General features: G+C 72.9%; 16 protein-coding genes and 3 tRNA genes. 8 read left to right on the top strand and 11 right to left on the bottom strand.

Going from position 1 to position 20,378, the window contains the following annotated elements:
- Positions 1–23: 23 nt before the first annotated feature.
- From AB0D29_RS06940 to AB0D29_RS06930, 3 genes are all read right to left on the bottom strand, one after another.
- Positions 24–1,298 (bottom strand): FAD-dependent oxidoreductase, encoded by a 1,275-nt coding sequence (locus AB0D29_RS06940; protein ID WP_362852535.1) that lies wholly within the window; start codon positions 1,296–1,298, stop codon positions 24–26.
- Positions 1,299–1,391: 93 nt separating this feature from the next.
- Positions 1,392–2,717, bottom strand: coding sequence for a deoxyguanosinetriphosphate triphosphohydrolase (locus tag AB0D29_RS06935; RefSeq protein ID WP_362811788.1), 1,326 nt, complete (start codon positions 2,715–2,717; stop codon positions 1,392–1,394).
- A 37-nt stretch (positions 2,718–2,754) separates the two neighbouring features.
- Positions 2,755–3,474, bottom strand: a complete 720-nt coding sequence (locus AB0D29_RS06930; RefSeq protein ID WP_362852534.1) for a sirohydrochlorin chelatase — start codon at positions 3,472–3,474, stop codon at positions 2,755–2,757.
- A 406-nt stretch (positions 3,475–3,880) separates the two neighbouring features.
- Between AB0D29_RS06930 and AB0D29_RS06925 the strand changes: the two genes are divergently transcribed.
- From AB0D29_RS06925 to AB0D29_RS06915, 3 genes are all read left to right on the top strand, one after another.
- The gene (locus tag AB0D29_RS06925; protein ID WP_362852805.1) at positions 3,881–4,495 is read left to right on the top strand and encodes an ElyC/SanA/YdcF family protein; all 615 of its coding nucleotides are present in this window, start codon (positions 3,881–3,883) and stop codon (positions 4,493–4,495) included.
- Between the two features lie 79 nt (positions 4,496–4,574).
- Positions 4,575–5,345, top strand: coding sequence for a glucose 1-dehydrogenase (locus tag AB0D29_RS06920; protein ID WP_362852533.1), 771 nt, complete (start codon positions 4,575–4,577; stop codon positions 5,343–5,345).
- Positions 5,346–5,481: 136 nt separating this feature from the next.
- Entirely contained in the window at positions 5,482–7,557 is a 2,076-nt protein-coding gene (locus AB0D29_RS06915) for a molybdopterin oxidoreductase family protein (protein ID WP_362852532.1), read from the top strand.
- Here AB0D29_RS06915 and AB0D29_RS06910 read toward each other — a convergent pair whose 3' ends face one another.
- On the bottom strand, positions 7,558–8,517 hold the full coding sequence (locus tag AB0D29_RS06910) for a nucleotidyl transferase AbiEii/AbiGii toxin family protein (protein ID WP_362852531.1): 960 nt from the start codon (positions 8,515–8,517) through the stop codon (positions 7,558–7,560).
- Entirely contained in the window at positions 8,514–9,095 is a 582-nt protein-coding gene (locus AB0D29_RS06905; RefSeq protein ID WP_362852530.1) for a hypothetical protein, read from the bottom strand. The genes AB0D29_RS06910 and AB0D29_RS06905 overlap by 4 nt, the downstream gene beginning before the upstream one ends.
- 173 nt (positions 9,096–9,268) lie before the next feature.
- On the opposite strand from AB0D29_RS06905, the gene AB0D29_RS06900 reads away from it, so the two are divergent.
- Positions 9,269–10,321: an RNA polymerase sigma factor gene (locus tag AB0D29_RS06900; protein WP_351298770.1), complete on the top strand. Its 1,053-nt coding sequence runs from the start codon at positions 9,269–9,271 to the stop codon at positions 10,319–10,321.
- 58 nt (positions 10,322–10,379) lie between these two features.
- Here the strand turns inward: AB0D29_RS06900 and AB0D29_RS06895 are convergent, their stop codons facing one another.
- The 5 genes from AB0D29_RS06895 to AB0D29_RS06875 form a co-directional block, all read right to left on the bottom strand.
- Positions 10,380–10,898 (bottom strand): GNAT family N-acetyltransferase, encoded by a 519-nt coding sequence (locus tag AB0D29_RS06895; protein ID WP_362852529.1) that lies wholly within the window; start codon positions 10,896–10,898, stop codon positions 10,380–10,382.
- Positions 10,899–11,006: 108 nt separating this feature from the next.
- Positions 11,007–12,929: an ABC transporter ATP-binding protein gene (locus AB0D29_RS06890; RefSeq protein ID WP_362852528.1), complete on the bottom strand. Its 1,923-nt coding sequence runs from the start codon at positions 12,927–12,929 to the stop codon at positions 11,007–11,009.
- The gene (locus AB0D29_RS06885) at positions 12,926–14,659 is read right to left on the bottom strand and encodes an ABC transporter ATP-binding protein (protein ID WP_362852527.1); all 1,734 of its coding nucleotides are present in this window, start codon (positions 14,657–14,659) and stop codon (positions 12,926–12,928) included. Before AB0D29_RS06885 ends, AB0D29_RS06890 begins: the two co-directional genes overlap by 4 nt.
- A gap of 145 nt (positions 14,660–14,804) precedes the next feature.
- Positions 14,805–16,262 (bottom strand): FGGY family carbohydrate kinase, encoded by a 1,458-nt coding sequence (locus AB0D29_RS06880; RefSeq protein WP_362852526.1) that lies wholly within the window; start codon positions 16,260–16,262, stop codon positions 14,805–14,807.
- A 98-nt stretch (positions 16,263–16,360) separates the two neighbouring features.
- Positions 16,361–16,660: a YtxH domain-containing protein gene (locus tag AB0D29_RS06875; RefSeq protein WP_362852525.1), complete on the bottom strand. Its 300-nt coding sequence runs from the start codon at positions 16,658–16,660 to the stop codon at positions 16,361–16,363.
- Positions 16,661–16,805: 145 nt separating this feature from the next.
- Here AB0D29_RS06875 and AB0D29_RS06870 point away from each other — a divergent pair.
- From AB0D29_RS06870 to AB0D29_RS06860, 3 genes are all read left to right on the top strand, one after another.
- A tRNA-Asn gene (locus AB0D29_RS06870) sits at positions 16,806–16,878 on the top strand.
- Positions 16,879–16,883: 5 nt separating this feature from the next.
- A tRNA-Asn gene (locus AB0D29_RS06865) sits at positions 16,884–16,956 on the top strand.
- Between the two features lie 190 nt (positions 16,957–17,146).
- Positions 17,147–17,220, top strand: a tRNA-Ile gene (locus tag AB0D29_RS06860).
- A gap of 106 nt (positions 17,221–17,326) precedes the next feature.
- Here AB0D29_RS06860 and AB0D29_RS06855 read toward each other — a convergent pair.
- On the bottom strand, positions 17,327–18,484 hold the full coding sequence (locus AB0D29_RS06855) for a glutamate--cysteine ligase (RefSeq protein WP_362811747.1): 1,158 nt from the start codon (positions 18,482–18,484) through the stop codon (positions 17,327–17,329).
- A 215-nt stretch (positions 18,485–18,699) separates the two neighbouring features.
- Here AB0D29_RS06855 and AB0D29_RS06850 point away from each other — a divergent pair, with 215 nt between their 5' ends.
- Positions 18,700–19,962 carry an MFS transporter gene (locus tag AB0D29_RS06850; RefSeq protein ID WP_362852524.1) on the top strand — a complete coding sequence of 421 codons (1,263 nt, stop codon included), beginning with the start codon at positions 18,700–18,702 and terminating at the stop codon, positions 19,960–19,962.
- Positions 19,963–20,378 lie beyond the last annotated feature (416 nt).

Raw genomic sequence — 20,378 nt, 5'->3', positions numbered from 1 at the left:
ACGGCCGGGCGCCGGCAAACCTGTCAGGCACCCTCCGCCGTGACCAGCGACTCAAGCGGAACGGACGGATCCGCGAGGGCCTCGCGGTCCACCGGCGTCTTCGACCTGATCAGGGCCTGGATCTGGTCGGTGACGTCCCACACGTTCACGTTCATCCCGGCCAGCACCCGCCCCTCGGAGAGCCAGAAGGCGATGAACTCCCGCTTGCCCGCGTCCCCGCGGATCAGCACCTGGTCGTAGCCGCCGGGCGGCGCGTACCCCGAGTACTCCAGACCCACGTCGTACTGGTCCGAGAAGAAGTACGGCACCCGGTCGTAGCTGACCTCCCGGCCCAGCATCGCCCGCGCGGCGGCCGGGCCGCCGTTCAGCGCGTTGGCCCAGTGCTCGACCCGCAGCCGGGTCCCGAGCACCGGGTGGTGGGCGGCGGCCACGTCCCCGACCGCGTAGACGTCCGGGTCGGAGGTGCGCAGGGACTCGTCCACGGCGATCCCGCCGCCGTGCTCCCGGTCGACCAGGGCCAGCCCGGAGGTCTCGGCGAGCGCGGTCCGCGGCGCGGCCCCGATCGCGGCGAGCACCGCGTGCGCCGGGTGCTCCTCCCCGTCGTCCGTGCGGGCGGCCAACACCATGCCGTCGTGCCCCACGATCTCGGTCAGCCGCGCCCCGAAGTGGAAGCGCACCCCGTGATCGGAGTGCAGGTCGCCGAAGAGCCGGCCGATCTCCGGGCCGAGCACCGCGTGCAGCGGCGTGGCCTCCGGCTCGACGACGGTGACCTCCGCGCCGTACCCGCGGGCCGCGGCGGCGACCTCCAGGCCGATCCATCCGGCACCCGCGATGAGCAGGTGGCCGTTGTCCCGGCCGAGCCCGGCGAGGACCCCCTTCAGCCGTTCGGCGTGCGCGAGGCGCCGCAGGTGGTGCACCCCGGCGAGACCCGTGCCGGGGATGTCCAGGCGGCGCGGTTCGGCGCCGGTGGCCAGCAGCAGCTTGTCGTAGTGCAGGGCCGTGCCGTCGCCGAGGACCACCTTCTTGGCGTCCCGGTCGAGCTGGACCGCCGGCTGGCCGAGGTGCAGCTCGATGTCGGAGGCCGCGTACCAGGACGGCTCGTGGACGAAGACGCTCTCGCGGTCCTCCTTGCCCATCAGGTAGCCCTTGGAGAGCGGGGGCCGCTCGTACGGATGGTCGCGCTCGTCGCCGATCAGGATCACCCGCCCCGTGAACCCCTCGGACCTCAGCGCTTCGGCCGCCTTTGCCCCGGCGAGCCCTGCGCCGACGATGACGAACGTCCGGTGTGCGTCGACCACCTGATGCCTCCTCATAACCTCTCCGCCACATGCGACCACATGCGAGCGTCCCGCACTGAGCCTGCCGCGTGAAGGGGGAGTGGCGCGATCGGCTCACCCATCGGCGCGTCGGGTGCGCCGCGTGAGACGTGCGTGCAGGGAACGGGCGGCTGCGTCGGTCAGACACGCGATCTGGTCGATGACCGCCCGTTTCCTCGCCCTGTCGTCCGGGGCGGCGTCGAAGATCGCCCGGAACTGCGGGTCCAGCCCCTCGGGGGCCCGGGCGCTGAGCGCCTCCGCGAGTTCGGCCAGGACGATGCGCTGGTCGGCGCGGATCCGCTCCTGCTCGTCGCGCTGCATGACGTACAGGTCGGCGACCGCCTTGAGCACCGCGCACTCGTTGCGCGCCTCGCGCGGGACCACCAGCTCGGCACCGTACCGGGTGAGGCGGCCGGAACCGTACGCCTCCCGCGTGGCGCCCTCGGCGGCCAGGCAGAACCGGCCGATCAGCTGGCTCGTCGCGTCCTTCAGCCGGGCCTGGGCGACGGCCGAACCGTCGTACCCGTGCGGCCACCACTCCTCCTCCATCAATCGGTCCAGGGCGGCCCGCAGCTCCTCCGGCTCGGTGTCGGCGGGCACGTAGCGGCCGATGGCGACCCGCCAGATCGCGGTGCGCTCGGGCTCGGCGAAGAGGAGGTTGGGGTCGAGGTGGCCGGCGTGCAGGCCGTCCTCGAAGTCGTGGACGGAGTACGCGACGTCGTCCGCCCAGTCCATGACCTGCGCCTCGAAGCACTTGCGGTCCGCGGGCGCGCCGCGGCGCAGCCAGGCGAAGACCGGCAGGTCGTCCTCGTACGCCCCGAACTTCACCGAGCCGGGGTCGGTGGGGTGGTCCCCGCGGGCCCACGGGTACTTGGTGGCGGCGTCCAGGCAGGCCCGGGTGAGGTTGAGGCCGACGCTGACGAGCTCGCCGCTCGCCGGATCGGGCACGAACCGCTTGGGCTCCAGCCGGGTCAGCAGGCGCAGCGACTGGGCGTTGCCCTCGAAGCCCCCGCAGTCCTTGGCGAACTCGTTGAGCGCCTCCTCGCCGTTGTGGCCGAAGGGCGGGTGGCCCATGTCGTGGGAGAGGCACGCGGCTTCGACCAGGTCGGGGTCGCAGCCGAGCGCGGCGCCGAGCTCCCGCCCGACCTGGGCGCACTCCAGGGAGTGGGTGAGGCGGGTACGGGGACTCGCGTCCCAGTCGTACGAGCGGGTGCCCGGTGTGACGACCTGGGTCTTCCCGGCGAGGCGGCGCAGCGCGGCGGAGTGCAGCACACGGGCGCGGTCGCGCTGGAAGGCGGTCCGGCCGGGCCGTTTGTCGGGCTCGGCGGCCCAGCGCTCGGTGTCGGCTGCGTCGTAGAGGTCGTCGTGGTCGTCTGCGGGGGCGTGCGCGGTGCCTTCCATGGAAGAGACGGTAACCGGAATGACTGACAAACCGGGATCAGGCGGAGACGAGTTCCGGCCGCACGGGCCGGGCGGGGTGCGCCCGGGCCTCGTCGTAGCGGTGCAACAACAGGCGGGCCAGGGCCGGGTGGTCGCCCAGCGGGGCGGCGGCGAGCGCGGGCGCCGCCGCGGCGGTCTGCGCGGCGAACCGGCCGGGAGAGGCGAAGTACGAGGCCACGGCGATCCGGTGGTGGCCGCGGGCGGCCAGCGCACGGACCGCCTCGGGGGCGCTCGGCGCGGCGGCGGAGGCGTAGGCCGGGACCACCGGGACACCGCCGAGGCGCTCGGCGAGCAGACCCGCGGTGCGGCGGGTGTCGGCCGCCGCATCGGGGTCGCGGGAACCGGCGGCGGCGAGCACGACGGCCGTGTCGGCGCTCCAGCCGGCCTCCACGAGGCGTTCGTACAGGGCCTCGACGAGCAGCGGATGCGGCCCCAGCGGGGCGGCGATGCGGGTGCGCAGGTGCGCGGCCCGGGCGGCGGCCGCGGGGAGGTCGCGCTTGACGTGGTACCCCCGGCCGAGCAGTAGCGGGACGAGCACCGCCGCACCGCGCAGCTCCCCGAGGACGGAGCCGAGCAGCGGCTCGTTCAGCTCGATGTGGCCGAGCCGGACGTCGAGCCGGGGACGGAGCTCGCGGACCCGTTCGAGGAGGGCGAGGGCGGTGTGCAGGGCGCGCGGGTCGCGACTGCCGTGGGCCACGGCGACGAGGGTGGGCTGCATGGGCGGACTCCGGGTCGGCGCAGGCCGCTGAGCTGGGTGCCCAGCTGGAGGGTGATGCGGCCGAGGAGCTCGGCCGTACTGTCGAAGGGGAGGGCGGGAAACTCGGGAGGGTGCACCGGCTCCGTCATGAACCGATCCTGCGCGCCGGACATTGCCGGTGCGTTGCGCGGGGGTGACGGGTCTTTGCCGGGTGCTCACAGGACCGTCCGCGCGACTGTCGGGTGTGCCCTCGTCGGGGAGGGCCGGCGAACCAAGCGGCCCCCGGCGACGTCCTGACCAGGGGAACAGTCGTCGAGACACCAGGGGATGGACGATGCGCGGACCGCGCCTGCCGAGAGTCACGTGGAGCCGGACGGCGGCCGCGCTGCGCACCGTACGGGCCCGGAGGCTGGCGGTGCAGACCGTCATGGCGGGCTGCGTGCTGGCGCTGCTGCCCTCGGCGTGGATGCACGCGGCGGCCGCCGACCGGCTGCGGACCACGGCCGACGCGCCGGCCTCCGAGGTGGCCGTGGTGTTCGGGGCGGGCCTGTTGGGGAGCCGGCCCACCCCCTACCTGGCCGACCGGCTCGACGCCGCCGCCGAGCTGTACCGCACCGGCAAGGTCAAGGTCGTGCTGGTCACCGGGGACAACAGCCGCACCGAGTACGACGAGCCGAACGCGATGCGCACGTACCTCACCAAGAAGGGGGTGCCGGACGCGCAGATCGTCAGCGACTACGCCGGCTTCGACACCTGGGACTCCTGCGTGCGGGCCAAGAAGATCTTCGGGGTCGAACGGGCCGTGCTGGTCACCCAGGGCTTCCACATCCGCCGGGCCGTCGCCCTCTGCCAGGCGGCGGGCCTGGACTCGTACGGCGTCGGGGTCGCCGACGTGCACGACGCCACCTGGTACTACGGCGAGACCCGCGAGGTCTTCGCGGCCGGCAAGGCGGCGCTGGACGCGGCCTTCAAGCCGGCCCCGCGGTTCCTCGGGCCGAAGGAGCAGGGGGTGTCGCGGGCCCTGGCCGCTCTGGCAGACTGACGCGCGCACCGACTATTTCGAATAGTCATATACGGGAGCCGGTGCGGTCCGTCCGATCGAGCGTCAGAGGTGGGGAACCGTGGCTGTTGTGGATCTCAGCGACAAGGTCGTCGTCATCACCGGCGGGGCCCGCGGCCTGGGCGCCGCGGCCGCGCAGGCCGTCGTGGACGGCGGCGGCAAGGTGCTGATCACCGACATCCTGGAGGCGGAGGGCGCCGAGACGGCCGCCAAGCTCGGCGACGCCGCCCGCTTCCTGCGGCACGACGTGACCAGCGAGGCCGACTGGCGGACGGCGCTGGACCACGCGGTCGCCGAGTTCGGCCGCATCGACGGCCTGGTGAACAACGCGGGCATAGCCACCGGCCAGTTCCTGGAACACGAGAGCGTCGAGCACTTCCGCCAGGTCGTCGAGATCAACCTGGTCGGCGTGTTCATCGGCATCAAGACCGCCGTCCCGCTGCTGCGCGCGAACGGCGGCGGCTCCATCGTCAACATCTCCTCCGCCGCCGGACTGACCGGCCTCGCCCTCACCGCCGGGTACGGGGCCTCCAAGTGGGGCGTGCGCGGCCTGTCGAAGATCGGCGCGGTCGAGCTCGCCGAGGCGGGGATCCGCGTGAACTCCGTCCACCCCGGCATGACGCTGACCCCGATGACCGCCCCCGTCGGCATCCGCGCGGGCGAGGGCAACTACCCCGGCACCCCGTTGGGCCGCGTCGGCGTCCCCGAGGAGATCGCCGCCGCGATCGCCTTCCTCCTCTCGGACGCCGCCGGCTACATGACGGGCGCCGAGCTGGCGGTGGACGGCGGCTGGACCGCGGGCCTGACGGTGAAGTACCTGACGGGTCAGTAGCCCCGCCCGCCGGGCCGCCACCCCCGGCCGGCCGCACCTTCCTCACCGGCGCCGCCGGGCCGCGCTGAGGCAGAGCATCCCGGCCCGTAACGCGGGACTGCGGTCCGTGTAACACCGGCGGCGCAGCCTGGTCGGCATGCACACCTCGGAGCCGGCCACCGCCACGCACTGCCCGTACTGCGCGCTGCAGTGCGGGATGAACCTGCGCCCCGGGCAGGGCGGCTCGGGTGTGACGGTGGAGGAGCGGGCCGACTTCCCCGTGAACCGGGGCGCGCTGTGCGGCAAGGGCCGCACCGCCCCCGCCGTGCTCTCCTCCCGGGTGCGCCTGACCGGCCCGCTCGTCCGCACCCACGCCGGGCGGCTGGAGCCGGCCACCTGGGAGGAGGCCCTCGACGCCGTCGCCGAGGGCCTCGCCCGCACGGGCCGCGCGTACGGCCCGGACGCGGTCGGCGTCTTCGGCGGCGGCGGGCTCACCAACGAGAAGGCGTACGCACTCGGCAAGTTCGCCCGCGTCGCCCTGCGCACTTCGCAGATCGACTACAACGGCCGGTTCTGCATGTCCTCGGCCGCCGCCGCGCACCAGCGGGCCTTCGGGCTCGACCGCGGGCTGCCCTTCCCGCTGGAGGACATCCCGCGCACCGGCTGCGTGATCCTCGTCGGCTCGAACCTGGCCGAGACCATGCCGCCCGCCCTGCGCTACCTCACCGAACTCAAGGCGGCCGGCGGCACCCTGATCGTCATCGACCCGCGCCGCACCCGCACCGCCGACCAGGCCGACCTGCACCTCGCGCCCCGCCCCGGCACCGACCTCGCGCTCGCCCTCGGCCTGCTGCACCTGGTCGTCGCGCAGGGGCGTACGGACGAGGAGTTCATCGCCGCCCGCACCACCGGCTGGGAGGAGGCCCGGGCGGCCGCCATGGCCCACTGGCCCGAGCTGGTGGAACGCATCACCGGCGTCCCCGTGCCCAAGCTCCGCGAGGCCGTCGCCCTGTTCTGCGCCCCCGAAAACGCCATGGTCCTCACCGCCCGCGGCCCCGAGCAGCAGTCCAAGGGCACCGACACCGTCGGCGCCTGGATCAACCTCTGCCTGGCCACCGGCCGGGCCGGCCGCCCGCTCTCCGGCTACGGCTGCCTCACAGGGCAGGGCAACGGCCAGGGCGGCCGCGAGCACGGCCAGAAGGCCGACCAGCTCCCCGGCTACCGCAAGCTCACCGACCCCGCGGCCCGCGCGCACGTGGCGGAGGTCTGGGGCGTCGACCCCGACGACCTCCCCGGCCCCGGCCGCAGCGCCTACGAACTCCTCGACGCCCTCGGCACGGACGTCCGGGCCCTGCTCCTGATGGGCTCCAACCCGGTGGTCTCGGCCCCCCGCGCCGCCCACATCGAGGACCGCATCCGCTCCCTGGACTTCCTCGCGGTCGCCGACGTCGTCCTCTCCGAGACCGCCGCCCTCGCCGACGTGGTCCTCCCGGTCACCCAGTGGGCCGAGGAGACCGGCACCACCACCAACCTCGAAGGCCGCGTCCTGCTCCGCCGCCGCGCCCTGACCCCGCCCCCGGGCGTCCGCTCCGACCTCGACGTCCTCCACGGGCTCGCCGCCCGCATGGGCATCGAGAAGGGCTTCCCGACCGCACCGGAGGAGGTCTTCGAGGAACTGCGCCGCGCCTCCGCCGGCGGCCCGGCCGACTACTCGGGCATCACCTACGCCCGCATCGAGGCCGAACAGGGCGTCTTCTGGCCCTGCCCCGAAGGCTCCGCGGGCACCGAACGCCTCTTCCTGGACCGCTTCGCCACCGACGACGGCCGGGCCCGCTTCGTCCCCGTCTCCCACCGCGACGCCGACGAGGTCCCCGACGCCGAGTACCCGGTGCTGCTCACCACAGGGCGCGTGGTCGCCCAGTACCAGTCCGGCGCCCAGACCCGGCGGGTGGACGAGCTCAACGCGGCCGCCCCCGGCCCCTTCGTGGAACTCCACCCGCGCCTCGCCGCGCGCATCGGCGCGGTCGACGGCAGCCCCCTCGCCGTGACCTCCCGCCGAGGTCGCGCGGTGGCCCCGGCCCGGATCACCGACACCATCCGCGCGGACACGGTCTTCATGCCCTTCCACTGGCCGGGCGAGGGCCGCGCCAACACCCTGACCAACCCGGCCCTCGACCCGGTCTCCCGGATGCCGGAGTTCAAGGTCTGCGCGGTCCGCGTGGAGCCGGCCTGATCAGGGGGCGTCCGCGAAGGTCGGCGCCAGCGCCGTCAGCAGCCGCTCGGCGTAAGACCCGGCGGAGCCCGGGAGCCCCGGGTACTCCGACCGGAAGGTGTCCCAGTCGGCCCACTTGACCTCGCAGAAGGCGTCCAGGTCCAGCTTCCGGACCCACGGGACGGGCGGGAAGAACTCGCCCGACTCCCGGAACACCGTGTGGACCAGCTCGTACGGAGCCGTGCACCGCTCCGCGAGCAGGACCGCGTCGTAGAGGTCCTTGCCCTGCGGGTAGGAGTCGGTGGCGAGCCACACGAGCTTCCAGGCCAGGGAGAGTTCGGGGGTCGCCGCCCGCAGCGGCACTCCCGCGACCTCCGCCGTCCGCGGCGGGACCGGAAGCGGCTCGTTGAAGACGAAGTCCAGCTGGACCTGGCCTCCGGGCAGTCCCGGGGCGGACCACGGCAGGACCAGCCGGCGGCCGGGGACGCGCTCGTAGGTCCAGATGTCCTCGGCCACCGCCGCGTCGGCGGTGATCACCAGCCCGCCGTGTTCGGAGGCGGCCCGCCCGGCCGCCTCCGCGACGGCCGTCAGCATCCGCTCCGTCCGCGGCTCCTCGATCCCCCAGTCCTGGGGCACGACCACGAAGTCCAGGTCGTGCGGCTCCCGCGCCGCCGCCCCGAACCACCCGGACATGAGCATGCTGCCGCGCAGCACCACTGAGTCCGCCCACCCGGACCGGGCGACCCCGCGGGCGACCACGTCGAGCGCCGTGCGGCGGGCGGCCTGCCATGCGGGCCGCAGCGCGGGAGCCACCGCCGAGTCGGTGATCCGGTAGCCGTCGGCGAAGTGCTTGAGCGCCGGGTCGAAGACCCGGTCCCCGGTGCCCGCGGCATCCAGCCCGGCCGTGGAGGTACGCGGCAGTTCGTACTGGCGCCGCCTCCAGTCGACCTTGGCCGCGTCCTGCCCACTCGTCCCGGTCATGCCGTCGCCCCTTCCACGATCCACCCGTCGTCCACCGACAGGTCGCTGTCGTACAGCACGAACTCCCGCTCCTCCGAGCGGATTTCGTACCCGGCCGAGCCGAGCGCCGCGACCAGCGCGTCGCACGCCGCCGTCGCCCCGGCCGCCGTCCCCCGCCACCGCTGCGTCACGAACCGTTCGTGGCCGCCGCCAGGCAGAGCGCGGCGGGCGTTCCACGACAGGTGGGCGCCGTGCGGGGTCACCAGGGACTCCAGGGCCGCGCGGTCGAAGTCCGCCGGGAGCCGCAGTTTGAGGTGGTGCTCGAAGTAGCCGCCGCCCGGGCCCGGCGGGTCCGTGGTCCACGGGACCGTCTCCACCTTGACGCGCACCGGGTCGAAGCCGGCCGCCCGCAGCTGCGGGACCAGGCTCTCGTGGCTCGTGCGGTCCCGCAGCGTCAGCATCGGCTGGGACACCATCCGGCCCCGGGCCAGCACGATGTGAGTGACCTTCAGATCCCGCGCCCGGGCCCACGCGTCGAGGCGGTCCAGCGCCGCCGCGTCCGCGCAGCGCACCGTCACGTGGGTTTCGTACTCAGACATGGAGCCGATCATCTCGGACATGCGTCCGATCCGCATCGGGGTTCTCGCCGGGGGGTAACCATCCGGTCACGCACCGGACTCAGAAAGTGCTCGCACGCCCCTCGTGGCCGCGATGTGTCGTACCCCACACTGAAGGCGGTGCCCCCGTCCTCGGAGCCCTGGAGGTCGCCCCCGTGCAGACCCGGACCCTGACCGTGAACGTGAGCGAGTCCTCGGAGGCCAAGGCCGTGGACGAAGAGCCCGAGGTACTGGAGCTGATCGATCCGGTGCCCGCGCCGCGCAGGCGCAGCAACAGCGACGGCGGGGGCGGAGCGGGTCCCTCCGCCGATCTGTTCCGGCAGTACCTCCGCGAGATAGGCAGGATCCCCCTGCTGACCGCCGCCGAGGAGGTGGACCTCGCACGGCGCGTCGAAGCAGGGCTGTTCGCCGAGGAAAAGCTCGGCAACACCCCCGATCTCGACTCCCGGCTCGCCCTCGATCTCGACAAGCTCGTCGTCATGGGGCGGATGGCCAAACGCCGGCTCATCGAGTCGAACCTGCGGCTCGTCGTCTCCGTCGCGAAGCGCTACGTGGGCCGCGGGCTCACCATGCTCGACCTCGTGCAGGAGGGGAACCTCGGGCTCATCCGGGCCGTTGAGAAGTTCGACTACGCCCGCGGGTACAAGTTCTCCACCTACGCCACCTGGTGGATCCGGCAGGCGATGTCCCGGGCCCTCGCCGACCAGGCCCGGACCATCCGCGTGCCCGTCCACGTCGTCGAGCTGATCAACCGCGTCGTGCGGGTCCAGCGCCGCATGCTCCAGGAGCGCGGGTACGAGCCCACCGCCGAAGAGGTCGCCGTCCACCTGGAGTTGACCCCCGAGCGGGTCATGGAAGTGCTCCGCCTCGCCCAGGAACCGGTCTCCCTGCACGCGCCGGTCGGCGAGGAGGACGACGTCGCCCTCGGCGACCTCATCGAGGACGGGGACGCCGCCTCCCCCGTGGAGTCCGCCGCGTTCTTCCTGCTGCGCGAGCACCTGGAAGCGGTCCTGTCGACCCTCGGCGAACGCGAGCGCAAGGTCGTGCAGCTGCGCTACGGCCTCGCCGACGGGCGGCCGCGCACCCTGGAGGAGATCGGCCGGATCTTCGGCGTGACCCGCGAGCGGATCCGTCAGATCGAGTCCAAGACCCTCAACAAGCTCCGCGACCACGCCTTCGCCGACCAGCTCAGGGGCTACCTGGACTGACGCGCCAGGGGGCGCCCCGCCAGGCGCCCCCGCCCCGTTGCCCCGGCTACGGCCCCGGCTACGGCTGCGCGGCCCCGTGGGGACCGGTCAGGCTCCGGCTCATCCAGACGTCGTCGACATAGGCCCCGTCCAGCAGGAACTCCTCGGGCAGGACACCGACCACCGCGAAGCCGCACCGCCGGTAGAGCTGCCGCGCCGGCTCGTTGTGGCCGAGCACGCGCAGGGTCATACGGCGGGCACCACCGGTCCGGGCGGCGGCGCAAGCGGCCTCGACGAGGGCCTGCCCCACTCCGCCGCCGCGGGCGGATGGGAGGACCGCCAGTCCTTGGATGTGACGGACGTGCCGGTTGGATGCGAGGGGGCTGGCCGGGGCCTGGGCGATGTACCCGACGATCCTCCGGCCGTGTTCCGCGACGAGGAAGTTCTCCACGGGATGCCGCTCGTCGAAGACGGCCGCGTCGGCCGGGCGCTTGGGGCCGGGTTCGCTCACGCGCGACCATGCCGACCGGTGCAGCTCCAGGATCTCGCGCTCGTCCTCCGCCCGGGCCGGGCGTATCACCACGTCGTCCAATGCCATGCCGTCATGCTAGCCACGCCGTCGCGCCGTGAACGCCGGGGTGTCGGGGCACCCGGGTACGTCCGTACCCGAGTGCCCCTCCGCGGTGCGGTGCACGGGAGCGAGCGCCTAGTCGACCTCGGCGACCGCCTGCGCGAACTGCGCCGCGTACAGCCGCGCGTACGCGCCGTCCGAGGCCAGCAGCTCCTCGTGCGTGCCCTGTTCCACGATCGAGCCGCTCTCCATCACCAGGATCACGTCCGCGTCGCGGATCGTGGAGAGCCGGTGCGCGATCACGAAGGACGTACGGCCGTGCGCGAGCCGCGCCATCGCCTTCTGGATCAGCACCTCGGTACGGGTGTCCACCGAGCTCGTCGCCTCGTCGAGCACCAGGATCACCGGGTCCGACAGGAACGCCCGGGCTATGGTGATCAGCTGCTTCTCGCCCGCGCTGACGCCCGCGCCCTCGTCGTCCAGCACGGTGTCGTAGCCGTCCGGCAGGGTGCGGATGAAACGGTCCGCGTGCGCGGCCCGCGCCGCCTCCTCGATCTCGGCGCGCGTGACTTCGCGCGAGGCGCCGTAGGCGATGTTCTCCGCGATGGTGCCGCCGAACAGCCAGGTGTCCTGGAGCACCATGCCGATGCCGCCGCGCAGTTCCTCGCGCGTCATCTTCGCGATGTCCACCCCGTCGAGGGCGATCTCCCCGCCCGTGACCTCGTAGAACCGCATCAAGAGGTTCACGAGCGTCGTCTTGCCGGCGCCCGTCGGGCCGACGATCGCGACCGTCTGGCCCGGCTCGACCGACAGCGAGAGGTGGTCGATCAGCGGCTTGTCCGGCTCGTAGCGGAAGGCCACCTTGTCGAAGGTGACCTGGCCGCGCAGCTCCTCCGGACGCTCCGGAACCTCGGCGTCCGCCTCCTGCTCCGACGCGTCCAGCAGCTCGTAGACCCGCTCCGCCGAGGCGACACCGGACTGCACGAGGTTCGCCATCGAGGCGACCTGCGTCAGCGGCATCGAGAACTGCCGCGAGTACTGGATGAAGGCCTGCACGTCACCGATCGACAGGGTGCCGGAGGCGACCCGCAGCCCGCCGACGACGGCTATCAGCACGTAGTTGATGTTCGAGATGAAGAACATCACCGGCTGCATGATGCCGCTGACCAGCTGCGCCTTGAACGAGGCCCGGTAGAGCGCCTCGTTCTGCTCGGCGAAGACGGCCGCGGACTCCTTCTGCCGGCCGAAGACCTTCACCAGGTTGTGCCCCGAGTACATCTCCTCGATGTGGGCGTTGAGCGCTCCGGTCGACTTCCACTGCGCCACGAACTGCGGCTGCGACTTCTTGCCGATCTTCGCCGCGACGTAGATCGACAGCGGTACGGTCGCCAGCGCGACCAGCGCCAGCAGCGGCGAGATCCAGAACATCATCACGAGCACGCCGACGATCGTCAGCAGCGAGTTCAGCAGCTGACCCATCGTCTGCTGGAGCGTCTGGCCGATGTTGTCGATGTCGTTGGTGGCCCGGCTCAGCACCTCGCCGCGCTTCTGCTGGTCGAAGTACGACAGCGGCAGCCGCGACAGCTTCGCCTGGAGCTCCTCGCGCATCCGGTAGACGGTGCCGTTCATGACGTGGTTCGACAGCCGGGTCGCGACCAGCATCAGCAGGCCCGCCAGGGTGAAGACCACCAGCGCCCAGATCGCCACGACCCCGACGGCACCGAAGTCGATGCCCTGCCCCGGGGTGAAGTCGGTGCCGGCCAGCATGTCCGCCATGCCGTCCTGACCCCGAGCGCGCAGCCCGTCCAGGGCCTGCTGCTTCGTGGTCCCGGCCGGCATCTCCCGGCCCACGATCCCGGCGAAGACCAGGTCGGTGGCCTCACCGAGGATCTTCGGGCCGACCACCGCGCAGCCGACGCTGCCGACCACGGCCGCGACCATGCCCCAGATCTTGGCGCGGTCGTGCGCGATCTGGCCCAGCAGCCGCTTGCCCGAGCCCTTGAAGTCCATGGACCGAGCGGCCGGCCCCATCATCATTCGTCCTCCGGGCCCGCTCATGCGGCCTCCGCCTCCGTCAGCTGGGAGAGCACGATCTCCCGGTAGGTCTCGTTGCCGGCCATCAGCTCGTGGTGGCGCCCCTCACCCACCACCCGGCCCTCGTCCAGGACGATGATCCGGTCGGCGTCGCGGATCGTGGAGACCCGCTGGGCGACGATGACCACCGTCGCGTCCTCGGTCTCGCGGGCGAGCGCCGCGCGCAGCGCCGCGTCCGTCGCGTAGTCCAGGGCCGAGAAGGAATCGTCGAACAGGTAGATCTCCGGGCGCTGCACGAGGGTGCGGGCGATGGCCAGACGCTGGCGCTGGCCGCCGGAGACATTGGTTCCGCCCTGGGTGACGGGGGCCTCCAGGCCCCCCTCCAGCGCGGACACGAACTCCTTGGCCTGCGCCACCTCCAGCGCCTCCCACAGCTCTTCGTCACTCGCGTCCGGGCGCCCGTAGCGCAGGTTGGAGGCGATGGTGCCGGAGAACAGGTAGGGCTTCTGCGGAACCATGCCGACCGTCTGGGCCAGCAGCTCCGGGTCGAGCCGGCGTACGTCCTCCCCGTCGACCAGCACGTCGCCGCCGGTCGCGTCGAACAGCCGCGGAACCAGGCCCAGCAGCGTGGACTTGCCGCTTCCGGTGGAGCCGATCACCGCCGTGGTCTCGCCGGGGCGGGCCACCAGGTCCACCCCGCGCAGCACCGGGGCCTCGGCGCCCGGGTAGCGGAAGTCCGCGCCGCGCAGCTCCAGCCGCCCGCGGCGGGCGAGTTCGCGCACCGGGTCGGTGGGCGGCACCACGCTCGACTCCGTGTCCAGGACCTCCTGGATGCGCTCCGCGCAGACCTCGGCGCGCGGCACCATCATGAACATGAAGGTGGCCATCATCACGGACATGACGATCTGCATCAGGTAGGCCAGGAAGGCCGTCAGCTGGCCGATCTCCATGCCGCCGCTGTCGACGCGCATCGCGCCGAACCAGATGACGGCGACGCTGGAGATGTTCACGACCACGATGACCGTGGGGAACATGTACGCCAGGAGCTTGCCGGAGGCCAGCGAGACGCCGGTCAGGTCGGCGTTGGCCTCGCGGAAACGGTCCTTCTCGTAGTCGTCGCGGACGAAGGCCCGGATCACCCGGTTGCCGGTGATCTGCTCGCGCAGCACCCGGTTCACGGTGTCCAGGCGGTCCTGCATCAGGCGGAACAGCGGCCGCGTCTTGAAGACGATGGCGCCGACCGAGATCCCGAGCACCGGGACCACGGCGAGCAGGACGCCCGACAGCTTCACGTCCAGCGACAGCGCCATGGCGATGCCGCCGACGCACATGATCGGGGCCGAGACCATCAGGGTGAACGTCATCAGCACCAGCATCTGGACCTGCTGGACGTCGTTCGTCGTACGGGTGATCAGGGACGGGGCGCCGAACTGGCCGAGCTCCCGTGCGGAGAAGCTCTGCACGCGGTCGAAGACGGCCGCGCGGATGTCCCGCCCGACGGCCGCCGCCGTCCGGGCGCCGTAGTAGACGGCTCCGACGTTGCAGACGAGCTGGACGAGCGAGACGCCGAGCATCAGGGCGCCGAAGCGGAGGATGTAGCCGGTGTCACCGTTGACTACACCCGTGTCGATGATGTCGGCGTTGAGGGTGGGCAGGTAGAGGCTGGCGCTGGTCTGCAGCAGCTGCAGCAGGACCAGCACCGTGATGGGTTTCCGGTACGGACCCAGATGGGTCCGCAGAAGTCGTATGAGCACGCGCAGGCTCCGGTCGGCATGATCGAGGGGGTTCACCCCATCTTGGGCCAACCGGCCCATCGATCCCCAGCGGATTTCGCAAAGGGCGGTCAAAAGGAGTAGGCCGCCGGGCGCGGACCTGGGTCCGCGAACGCGGCCGCGCCCCTCACGCCCCCTGGAACGCCCCGGGGTGGATCTGCTCACGCGTCGCGATGTACTGCTGGCGCACCGCCTGCCACGCCGGGAACTCCTCACCCGGCTCGAAGACCTGCGCCGCCGGGGCCGGCCAGACCGGCGGGGTGTGCGGGGACAGCGTGCCCTGCGCCACGCCCAGCGCCCAGGCCGCCTGCCGCGCCGCGCCCAGCGCCGCGTAGTCCGCCGGCGCCGGTACGACGACCTGCGTCCCGAACAGCCCGGGAGCCGCGGCCTGTACGGCGGGCAGCTCGGCCGCCGCGCCCAGCAGGAACACCCGGCGGATCTCGACCCCGCGCGAGCGCAGCACGTCCAGCGCGTCCACCAGCCCGCAGAGCATGCCCTCGAATGCGGCCCGGGCCAGGTGCTCCGGCTTCATCGAGTCCCGGCGCAGCCCGGACAGGGTCCCGGCGGTGTGCGGCAGGTTCGGCGTCCGCTCACCCTCCAGGTACGGCAGGAGTACGAGGCCGTGCGCGCCCGGCGTCGACTTCAGAGCGAGCTCGGAGAGCCCTTCCAGATCGGTGCCGAGCAGCTCGGCGGTGCCGCGCAGGGCCCGTACGGCATTGGAGGTGTTCACCACGGGCAGGTGCATGCCGGTGGCGTCGGCCAGGGATGTGATCAGTCCGCCCGGCTCCGACAGCGCCTCGTGGTGCACCGCCATCACCGAACCGGAGGCGCCGAGTGAGACCACCGCGTCGCCGGGGCCCAGCCCCAGCCCGAGCGCGGCCGCCATCGTCTCGCCGGTGCCGGCGGATATGAGCAGCCCCTCGGGCGTGGTCCCGGCGGTGTCGGCCGGGCCGAGCACCTCGGGCAGCAGCGCCCGGTGCCCGAGCGCCAGCTCCACCAGGTCGGGCCGCCAGGACCCGGAGGCCGCCGACCAGTACCCGGTGCCCGAGGCGCCGCCCCGGTCGGTGGTCCGGCGGGCGGGCCGGCCCAGCAGCTGCCAGACCAGCCAGTCGTGCGGGGACATGAGCACGGCCACGCGGCGGGCCGCCTCGGGTTCGTTGCGGGCCAGCCAGGCGAGCTTCGCGACGGGCTGCGCGGCGTGCGGGACCGAGCCCACGGCCTCGGTCCAGGCCTGCCGGCCGCCGAGCGCTTCGGTGAGGTCGACGGCGGCGACCTGGGGGCGCTTGTCGTTGCCGACGAGGGCGGGGCGGACCAGGCCGCCCTGCGGGTCCAGCGGCAGCAGGCCGTGCTGCTGCGCGGAGACCCCTATGGCCTGGACCCCTTCGAGGAGCCCGCCGCCGGCGGCCTCGCCGAGGGAGAGCAGCCAGGCCTGTGGATCGGTCTCGTGGGGGCTGGCGCCGTCGGGTTCGCCCGTGGGCTGCGGATGGGGTGCGTACCCCTGGCGCAGCACGGCGCCGGTCTCGGTGTCACAGACGACGATGCGTGTGAAGGCGGAAGAGCTGTCCAGCCCGGCGACTATCCCCATGCGGAGGATTCTGCCGCACGCGGGGCCGGTCTCGACCGCCGCGGAGCCCCCGGAACCTCACCGGTCCCGGGAACCCCGCTCCGTGGACGCCGGGCGCCTCAGGTGTTGCTCGTGCCCCAGTCGTCCTCGCCGCCGCCGGACCGGTCGCGCAGCCCGCGTACCCGCCCGGCCAGCGAGGCGGGCACGGCGTCGCCGACCTTGTCGCTCACCGCGGCGAAGGCCTTGCCGGCGTACTGGCGCCCGGTGTGGCCCGCGGTCTCGGCGGCGTTGCGCACCGCCGGGTTCTGCGCGATCTCACGTGCGGACTTCTTCAGCTGCTCGTAGCGCTCGCGCCCGGCCCGGGTTCCGAGCACGTACCCGAGGGCCAGTCCGACCACGAACGTGACCTTGTACCGCATGCCTGCCACCCTTCGTCGTGTGGTGCCCGGCCTGCTGTCGATACCGATTGGCGGAGCACCCCCCTGCTTGCGCTAATCTATGACTCGCAACGGGCACTCGCCCCCCGGCAAGGCCGGAGGTGGGCTGTTCGATGCACCGCAGCAATCCCCTGTAGCTCAATTGGCAGAGCAGCCGGCTGTTAACCGGCAGGTTACTGGTTCGAGTCCAGTCGGGGGAGCGCGGTCCCCTGTAGCTCAATTGGCAGAGCATTCGGCTGTTAACCGGAGGGTTGCTGGTTCGAGTCCAGCCGGGGGAGCAAGGAAGAAGAAGAGGGCCCCACGGGGTCCTCTTCTTTTCTTTGTCGCCCCGTCCGGGAACCGGGCAGCCCTCAGTGCGGTCTCTCTGAACAGGCGAAGCCGATCATGCGAGGCATCCGAGGCAGGAGATCGTATGAGCGGCTATGCTGCGGCAGACGGCGCGCACACGTGTACGCGCCACGCCGTGAAGGGGCGGTAGCTCAGCCGGTTAGAGCAGCGGACTCATAATCCGTCGGCCGTGGGTTCGAGTCCCACCCGCCCCACTGCGAGCCGCAGGTGCAGAAACGATCGCACCTGCGGCTTCGGCGTGTTGTGGGTCACTTCGGGATTCCCGCGGGCCGGTGCGGGCCCTCCCGGGCGCGCCCCGGACTAGAAATCCTCCGTTTCGTCCGCGAGGTGGCGCAGTACGTCCGTCAGGTCCTGGCGGCGGGCGAAGGCCACGCGCTGGCGGTGGGCGCCCGAGCCGTCGCGCAGGAGGCCCGCCAGGGTCTTGGCCGCGTGGTCGAGGTCGCCGGCGGCGGCCAGGTCCGGTGCGACCAGGTCGAGGAGGGCCTCCGCGAGGTCGGCCGCGGGGAGTTCCGTGCCCGTGTACGGGTCGAGCCCGAAGCCCTCCAGTCCGTCGTGGGCGGCCCGCCAGCGGGCGAGGCGCAGTACGTCGTCCCGTACGGCCGGCTCGGGGCGCCGCTCCTCGATCTCGCGCAGGGCCGTGGAGACCAGCGCGCGGGCCAGTTCGGCCTGGAGGATCGCCGAGTCGATGTTCGGGGACATGTCGGGCGCCCGGATCTCCAGCGTCGGCCAGTGCCCGGACGGGCGGAGGTCCCAATAGACCATCTTGATGTCCAGGGCCGCCCCGGAGCCGAGCAGCGTCTGCACCGAACGCCGGAAATGGGCGGTCGACGTGAAGTGCGGCGGCAGCCCCGCCGAGGGCCAGCCGGACCAGGCCATCGCCCGCCAGCTGGCATGCCCCGTGTCACGGCCGCCCCAGAACGGCGAGTTGGCCGCCAGGGCGATCAGCGTGGGCAGCCACGGTCTGATCCGGTTGGACACCGCCACGGCGGTGTCCACGTCGAGCGTGCCGATGTGGATGTGCCGGCCGCAGCTGACCAGGGTGTCGGTGAGCGCGCCGAAGCGGCGGTGCTGCTCGCGCTGGCGCGGCTCGTCGTCGGTCAGGTGCAGCGGCCCCTCCACGGCGACCACCGGCGAGGGCGCGGCCAGCAGCCGGCAGCCGTGGGCGCGGGCCGCCCGGCCGAGGGTGCGCCGCAGGGCGGCGAGTTCGGTGCGCAGCGCGGCCGCGGAATGGGCTATCGGGGTGGAGATCTCCACCTGGTAGCGGGTGCCCTCGGGGTGCAGCTCGCCCGGCAGCCCGCCGGCCGTCGCGAGGACCAGCGGGGCGGCGGGGACCACCCGGAAGGTGCGGGCGTCGACGAGCAGGAACTCCTCCTCGACGCCGACGGTGAGGGGGACGGTGGGGCGCACCGTTTTCTGCGTCGTGCCGGTGCTCGTGGTGCTGTTGCCAGGTTCGATCACTACGCCTCCCTGGACATACGAGTCTTTTCATCATGAGCTGAACACGAGGTGAGGAGCGTACGGCGATTCAGTCAAATGTCCGGTGATAGTGGCGAGTTACCGGCAAGGAGCCGTCCGCGGCGGGACCGCGGGGCCGGGTGGGGCGACTGTTGCCGGTGTGTGAAGCCACGCAAAAACCCCTCGGGGCGCCGAACGGCCGGCGGTTAGGATCCCCTGTGCCTCCGACGACCGCTCCCACCCGCCCCCGGCGGCGAATATTCGCCGACCTCACCCCGCTGCGCACGTCCGCGGACTACCGGAGGCTGTGGGTCGGCGGCACGATCTCCTGGGTCGGCCAGGCCATGACGGCCCTCGCGATCTCGCTCCAGGTCTACGACATCACCCGGTCCAGCTTCTCCGTCGGACTCGTCGGGCTCTTCTCGCTCGTCCCGCTCGTCGTCTTCGGGCTCTACGGCGGCGCCATCGCCGACACCGTGGACCGGCGCAAGCTCGGCCTCTACAGCTCCCTCGGCGCCGCCTCCCTGTCGGTCGCCCTCGCAGGGGCCGCACTGCTCGACTACCACCGGGTCTGGTTCCTGTACGGGGTCGTCGCCCTCCAGGCGGTGTGCGGGGCGCTCACCGGACCGGCGCGGTCCGCGATGATCCCGAGGCTGCTGCCGGCCGAGCAGCTGCCCGCCGCCAATGCCCTGAACTCCGTGACCATGACCTTCGGCACGATGGTCGGGCCGGCGCTGGGCGGGCTGATCGTCGCCGTCGGCGGCTACCAGACGGCGTACCTGATCGACGCCGTGACCTTCACCGCCGCGCTCTACGCGATGTGGCGGCTGCCGTCGATGAAGCCCGACCGTGCCGAGGAGGCGCGGGGCCGGGCCTCCGTCGTCGACGGACTGCGCTTCCTCGGGACCCGGCCCAACATCCGGATGACCTTCTTCACCGACATGTCCGCCATGGTGCTGGCGCAGCCGAAGGCGCTGTTCCCGGCCGCCGCCGTGCTCTGGTACGGCGGCGACGCGAAGACCGTCGGCCTGATGGTGGCCGCGATCGCCGCCGGGGCGCTGCTGGGCGGGCTGTTCTCCGGCTGGCAGGGCCGCATCCAGCGGCACGGGCTGGCGATCCTGCTCTCCGTCGCCGGCTGGGGACTGGCCATCGCCGCGTTCGGACTCACCCGGAACCTGTGGCTCGGGCTGTTCTTCCTGGCCCTCGCCGGGGCCGCGGACACCGTCTCGATGGTGTTCCGCAGCACGATGCTCCAGGCCGCCACGCCCGACGAGATGCGGGGCCGCCTGCAGGGCGTCTTCATCGTGGTCGTCGCGGGCGGGCCCCGGCTCGGGGACTTCATCGCCGGCAGCACCGCCGACCTGACCTCCCCGACCCTCGCGGTCACGGGCGGGGGGCTGGCGTGCGTGCTCGTACTGGGGCTGCTCGCCCTGCGGTGGCGGAACTTCGCCCGGTACGACGCGAGGTCGCCGCAGGCCTAGCCGCTGGGACCGCTGGGCCGTACGGGTGGTTGTGCGGGTTGGCTGCGCCGCTCGGGCGGGTACGGGGGCCGGTTGTGCGGGTTTGGCTGCGCCGCTCGGGCCGGGTGGGGAGGGGGCCGGTTGGCCTGAGGCCGAGCGGGCGGGGGGCGACTGTGCCAGGGCCGAGCGCCGGTGGGCTGCGCCGCTCTGGCGGGGTCGGCGGGGGGCCGGTTGTGCCGGTTGGCTGCGCCGCTCGGGCCGGGTGCGTGGGGGCCGGTTGGGCCGGGGCCGGGCGCCGGTTGGCTGCGCCGCTCGGGCCGGGTGCGTGGGGGCCGGTTGGGGCGGGGTCGGGCGCGCGCCGGGGTGTCTCCTCGGGCGCCGAACGTGTCGGGAGGTCGGGGAGCTCGGCGGCAGTGCGTTCGACGCCCTGCGGGGAT

The sequence above is a fragment of the Streptomyces sp. NPDC048424 genome, from assembly GCF_040651555.1.
GTDB lineage: Bacteria > Actinomycetota > Actinomycetes > Streptomycetales > Streptomycetaceae > Streptomyces.
This window is presented reverse-complemented; position numbering and strand designations above follow the sequence as displayed.